The following is a 5,981-nucleotide window of genomic DNA, read 5'->3' on the forward strand; positions in this document are numbered from 1 at the left end:
GGCGGGCGTGGGAGGGGCGGGCATGGGGACGGTCAGCGGTCGTGCGTGGCTTTCGGCGTTGTCGTTGGTGGTGGGCGCGGCCCCGGCGTTCGCGCAGGGTGAGCCCGTCACGCCGGATCCGATGAGCGTGCGCCGGCTGGTGGACCTCCCCTCCGAGCCCCGCTTCGACCCGGACATGAACCGGCCGGATTCGCAGGTCACCGCCGAGCTGAACGGACGGTTGTACTTCCTCGCCGTCCTGCCCGGCGCCAGCGGTGCGCTGATCCATGACCTCTGGGTGACGGACGGGACGGCCGCGGGCACCCGCTCCGTGCAGGAGGAGCTGCTGCCGCCGGACACGCACGTCGACCCGGCCTCGCTGCGCGCCACGCCCCACCGCCTGTTCTTCACCGCGTCGTCGCCGGGGATGGGCCGCGAGCTGTGGACGAGCGACGGCACGCGCGAGGGCACGCACGTCACACGCGAGCTCAACCCGGGCCGGCTGGATGGCGTCGGCTACCAGGCGCCGGTCTTCGTCATCGGTGAGTCGGTGCTCTTCTCGTCGGCGGGGATGGGCGAGACGGAGTTCGACCTCTGGAAGTCGGACGGCACGGAGGCGGGCACCGTGCCCGTGAAGGACATCTTCCCGGGGATCCACTCGTCGCGCCCCGGCAACTTCGTGCGCGTGAACGACACCATCTTCTTCGTCGCCGAGGGCCCCGAGGGCATGGAGCTGTGGCGCACGGATGGCACCGGGGCGGGCACCGCGCTGGTGCGCGACATCCGCCCCGGCACGGGCCACTCCGTTCCGCTCCAGCTCACCGCCGTGGGCGGCACCCTCTACTTCACCGCCGAGGACGGCCAGCACGGCCGCGCCCTCTGGAAGTCGGACGGCACGGAGGCGGGCACCGTCATGGTCGCGGAGTTCGTGCCCTCGGGTGGCACGCCCAACCTCCACCACTTCACCGCGCTGGGGAACACGCTCCTCTTCCTCGTGAGCGGCACGTCCAGCGGCGTGGAGCTGTGGCGGACGGACGGCACGGAAGGGGGCACCCTTCCCGTGAAGACGCTGCCCCGGGGCATCCTCGACGGGCCTCCGGGCGTGACGCTGGTCCCGGTGGGCCCCCGCGTCTTCCTGGTGGGCCAGGGCGGCGGCTCCGGTGATTCGCTGTGGGTGACGGACGGGACGGCCGCGGGCACCGTGCGCATCCCACGTCCCACCGAGTCCGGGCTCGAGACCGTGCGCGGCTTCACGCCGTTCGAGGGCGGGCTCGCCTTCATCGTGACGACGGCCCTGGGCGCGAGCGAGCTGTGGCACACGGACGGCACCCTCGCGGGCACGTCCCGGCTGACGCGGCTGCCTGCGGGCAGCGTGTACGGGCGGGCCACCGGGCTGGTGTCGCGCCAGGGCGCGCTGCTGACGGCGGCCGGGGACCCGTGGACGCCGCGAGCCCTGTGGCGCATGGAGCGGGATGAAGCGCCGCCGACCTTCGTGTGCCCCACCGCCCGGGACGTGGCCTCCAACCGGCCCGAGGGCACGCTGACGCAGAACCTGACCCCGGCGCTGGTGGGCTCCCCGTCCCAGGTGACGATCCGCACCACCCATCCGGACTACAGCCTGCTGCGGCTCAACCAGCCCACCCTGGTCATCCATCAGGCCGAGGACGCCACGGGCCGGCTCGCGTACTGCGCCACCTCCATGACGTCGCGGGACCTGACGGGGCCCGCCATCAACGGCTGCCCGACGGAGCTGACCCTGGGCACGCGCTCGCCGCAGGGACTCACGTTCTACTACCCGACCCCGAACATCCAGGATGAGACGAGCCCGGACGTGCTCGTCACCTACAGCCCGGAGAACGGCAGCGTGCTGCCCCTGGGCACCACCCGGGTGACGATGACGGCGAAGGACCGGTCGGGCAACGTCAGCACCTGCGCCTTCCCCGTCACCATCCGCGACGGCCAGGCGCCCACCGGGGCCTGCAAGGTGAGCGAGGTCCGCGTGGAGGCGGAAGGGCCCGAGGGCGCGCACGCGTACTGGCCGGCCCCCACGCCCACCGACACCATCTCCAGCCAGGTCAGCGTCCGCGGCTCGCACGCGTCCGGCGACCTGTTCCCGCTGGGCCTCACCCGCGTGGAGGTCATCAGCACCGACGAGTCGGGCAACAGCACCACCTGTGAGATCCAGGTCAGGGTGCGCGACTCGCGGCCGCCCCTGCTCACCTGCCCCCAGGACCAGACGCTGACCTCCGCGGTCATGACCGGCACGCGCGCGGAGTACCCGCTCGCCACCGCCGAGGACGCGGTCTCCGCGGCGGAGGTCTCCTACAGCCCCGTCTTGGGCACGCCGCTCGCGCCGGGCCTGCACTCGGTGCAGGTGACCGCCATCGACGCGGCCGGCAACGCGTCCCTCTGCAACTTCCACCTGACCGTGGAGTACGACCCGACGAGCGACATGCGGCAGGGCCTGGGCTGCTCGGTGGGCGGCGACGCGTCGTCCGCGGTGGGCTGGGCCGCGCTGCTCGCCCTCGCCTGGACGGTCAGCCGCCGTCTGAAGGACGGCAAGCCGCGCGCGTGAGCGGAGAGCCATGGCAGCGAGGGGGACTTCCGCTACAGTCCCTCGCGCCCCATGGACCTCAGCCTCTTCGTCGTCGGACTCGTGAAGGTCGTCCTCGGTGGCCTCGTGGCCGCGCTCGGCATCGGCCTGAGCATGCGCGGCCTGGGCCGCCTGCTGGACAGCCACCCCGTGGAGGAGCTGCGCAAGGGCAACATCGCCGCCGGCCTGGTGCACGCGACGAGCCTCGTGTCGCTGGGCCTGCTCGTGCAGCACGCGCTGAAGGCCACCAGTGACGCGGTGGACCTGGCGGTGCAGAACCCGCCCGTGTCCGCCGTCTCGGTGCTCCAGTTGCTGGGCCTGGCGCTGGTGCACGTGGGGCTCTCGCTCGCGGTGGGCGTGGCGGTGCTCGCCCTGGGCGTGCGGCTGTTCGACAAGATGACGCCCGGCATCGAGGAGCTGGAGGAGGTGCGCAAGGGCAACATCGCCGCCGCGCTCCTCCTGTGCGCCTTCCTGCTGGTCATCGCGCTGCTCACCGCGCCCGGCCTCCAGGCCGCGCTCAACGGCCTCATCCCCTTCCCGCAGCTCCCCACCGGCATGCTGCGCGCGCCCGCCTGAGCCACCATGGTCGCGCGCACCGGAATGACGCTGCTGTCGCTGGTGGGAGTGGGGGCCCTCGCCCTCATGAGCTGGGAGGGCGTGCCGGCGCGGAACGCGGGGCGGCTCGCGGAGGCGCCCCGGCCGGAGGTAGGGGCCCCCCCGGTGGATCCACAAGAGGCGCGCAAGGACCTGGGCGTGGTGCTGGTGCCGGAGGACACGCCGCCGGAGCGCGCGAAGGCCTATGACTGGCGCGTGGACGGCCTGGAGCCCGCCCGTCAGCAGCTGGCCTACGGGCTGGGCGAAGCGGTGGAGCGCGGACTGGAAGAGGCGCACCGCGACTACAGCGTGCGGCTGCGCTACCGCGCCATGGGCCCGGAGCGCTTCACCTACGTGGCGCCGCCGGGCTGCGGCACGGACATGCGCTGCATCTACGCGGAGCTGATGCGCAGCAACGCGGAGCCGGTGCGCGCGCTGGGCGAGCGCTTCGCCACCTCCATCCGCGAGCGCGACCTGGACGCGGTGCAGGCCACCGAGCTCATCCTCGGCTTCGTGCGCCGCATCCGCTACGAGCTGCCCGGCGACGAGCCCTTCGGCATCGTCCCGCCGGCGCTGGTGCCCGCGCAGGACCGGGGCGACTGCGATTCCAAGGCGGTGCTCGCGCTGATGCTGCTGCGGCAGGTGGGCGTGGACGCGGTGATGCTCTACTCGGACGCGCTCGCGCACGCGGCCATCGGCGTGGGGCTGCCCGGCACCGGCACCCGCATCTCCTTCGCGGGGCACGCGTACCAGTACGTGGAGCTCACCGCGGAGGGCTGGCCCCTGGGGATGATTCCTCCGCAGTACGACAAGCCGCAGCTGTGGCGGGTGCTGCCGCTGCCGGACGCCCCCGGCTGAGCGCTGGCGATTCGCGCCATTTGCCTGTATTCCTGCTCTGTCCTTTTTCCGGATGGAGGCAGGCACATGGAACGTTCACGGATGTGGATGACGGTGGGGCTGGTGGCGCTGGCCACCGGCTGTGGCGCGGCGGGAGACGCGGAGTCCCCCTCGGTGGTGGGGGTGGAGCAGGCGCTGGGGGCGTGCACGCACTCGGTGACGACGAATACGTACGACGGCCCGAACTACTGGGGCACGCTGGTGTTCAAGAACACGGGCACGGTGGCCATCGCCAACCCGGTCATCGCGCTCGACGTGCCCACGGGGGTGACGTGCGACGATGATCAACCCGGCTGGACGCACACGCAGTCGAACCGCACGTGCACCTTCACGCGCACGTCGTCGCTGACGGTGGCGGTGAACGCGTCGTACACGTTCAACTACTCCACGGACTCCAACACGTCCTTCACCGCGGCCAACGTGAAGGTCCAGTCCGACAGCTGCGGCGGCACGTCCCCCGGCGGCACGGGCCTCACCGCGAACCAGATGAAGGTGGCGGAGGCGCTCACGAGCATCTGGGAGAACGACACGCCCACGCTGGACTACGCCTACTCGGAGAACATCGGCGACGGGCGCGGCTACACCAACGGGCGCGCGGGCTTCTGCACCGGCACGGGCGACGCCATCCAGGTGGTGCAGTGCTACCGGGCCCTGCGCACGGAGGCCAATGGCAACCGCCTGGCGAAGTACTGGAACGGCCTCACCGTCATCAACAACCGCTTCCTGTCCACCGGCGAGGACCAGGCGTCCACGGCGGAGCTGGATGCCGTGGGCAACTGGACGGCGGACTGGGCGGCCAGCTTCAACACCGCCGCCACGAAGGCGGACTTCAAGCAGTGCCAGGACCAGGTGAGCGACGCGCTCTACTACACGCCCACCATCAACGAGGCCGCCAAGTGGGGCCTCACCCAGGCGCTCACCAAGGCCGCGCTGTACGACGCGTCCATCAACCACGGCTTCGACGGCATGAAGGACCTCATCCGCCAGGCCAACACCGCCCTGGGCAACAGCGGCCAGGTGGCGCCGGTGATTGGCTACAACGGCATCACGGAGACGGCGTGGCTCCAGAAGTTCCTGGAGAAGCGCCGCGACGTGCTGGCGGGGGACTCCACCTGGGTGGACGCGGTGGACCGCGTGGCCGCGTACGAGAAGCAGCGTCGCCGTGGCAACTGGGACCTGGGCACCGCCCTGCGCAACGACGTGCGCGCCCGCGACTGCTGGACGACGGCCTACCCGGCGAGCGGCTACACCGTGCGCAACATCAACCCGGACGGCACCTGGAGCACGCCGGCCTCGTACACGTACTCCTGCCAGTAGGACGACAGGACAGTCCCGCACACGGGCCGTGACGCCGGGCGCCCCGGGGTGGCATGACCCGGGGCCATGGCCCGTGACGTCTCGTTCTTCGACAAGCTCGCCTCGCTCCTCGCCCAGGAGCGCGAGGCCGAGAAGGCCCGCACGACCGCGCTTGCCCAGGGGCTCTCCCTGCGCGAGCGCGAGGAGCAGGGCCTGTCCGTGCTGGACCTGGAGACCGTCGAGGAGGAGGTGGGCCTGGGCGGCCGCATCCTCCTCACGCTCGCCCGCGCGGACCGGGGAAGGCTGCCCACGCGCCTGTCCAACGGCGACTTCGTGGCGGTGCTGCCCCGCCGCGCGGAGGTGAAGGACCCGGCGAAGGCGCTCGTGTCGCGCGCCACCTCCACCCGCATCCAGCTCGCCTTCGACCGCGAGCCGCCCGCGTACATCTCCGAAGGCCTGCTGCGCCTGGACGTCGTCCCCAACGACGTCACCTACGAGCGCGTGCGCGCGGGCCTCCAGCGCGTGAAGGCGATGGACAAGGGCCAGGAGCGCCACAAGCGCGAGGTGCTCCTGGGCAACGAGCCCCCGCGCTTCGACAACACGAAGGACTTCACCCCCACCC

4 protein-coding genes and 1 pseudogene are annotated in these 5,981 nt (G+C 72.0%); all 5 read left to right on the forward strand.

Annotated elements, in window-relative coordinates; translation table 11 throughout:
* The coding region (locus tag D7W79_RS37665) for an HYR domain-containing protein (protein ID WP_208729945.1) at positions 1 to 2,554 on the forward strand (2,554 nt) is incomplete at its 5' end.
* Positions 2,555 to 2,605: 51 nt separating this feature from the next.
* A complete protein-coding gene (locus D7W79_RS37670) occupies positions 2,606 to 3,148 on the forward strand; it encodes a DUF350 domain-containing protein (RefSeq protein WP_120530095.1) in 543 nt (180 codons plus the stop codon).
* A 6-nt stretch (positions 3,149 to 3,154) separates the two neighbouring features.
* Complete coding sequence (locus D7W79_RS37675) at positions 3,155 to 4,024, forward strand: hypothetical protein (protein WP_120530096.1); 870 nt, start codon at positions 3,155 to 3,157, stop codon at positions 4,022 to 4,024.
* A gap of 66 nt (positions 4,025 to 4,090) precedes the next feature.
* Positions 4,091 to 5,380, forward strand: coding sequence for a chitosanase (locus D7W79_RS37680; RefSeq protein WP_120530097.1), 1,290 nt, complete (start codon positions 4,091 to 4,093; stop codon positions 5,378 to 5,380).
* Between the two features lie 66 nt (positions 5,381 to 5,446).
* Positions 5,447 to 5,981: pseudogene (locus D7W79_RS37685) on the forward strand (AAA domain-containing protein); the annotation flags it as partial.

Source organism: Corallococcus exercitus (assembly GCF_003611585.1).
Classification (GTDB): domain Bacteria; phylum Myxococcota; class Myxococcia; order Myxococcales; family Myxococcaceae; genus Corallococcus; species Corallococcus exercitus.

Bases quoted from the DNA above. Each gene is read 5' to 3' on its own strand.
- D7W79_RS37675 (WP_120530096.1), top strand. From the start codon at position 3,155: ATGGTCGCGCGCACCGGAATGACGCTGCTGTCGCTGGTGGGAGTGGGG.
- D7W79_RS37670 (WP_120530095.1), top strand. From the start codon at position 2,606: ATGGACCTCAGCCTCTTCGTCGTCGGACTCGTGAAGGTCGTCCTCGGT.
- D7W79_RS37680 (WP_120530097.1), top strand. From the start codon at position 4,091: ATGGAACGTTCACGGATGTGGATGACGGTGGGGCTGGTGGCGCTGGCC.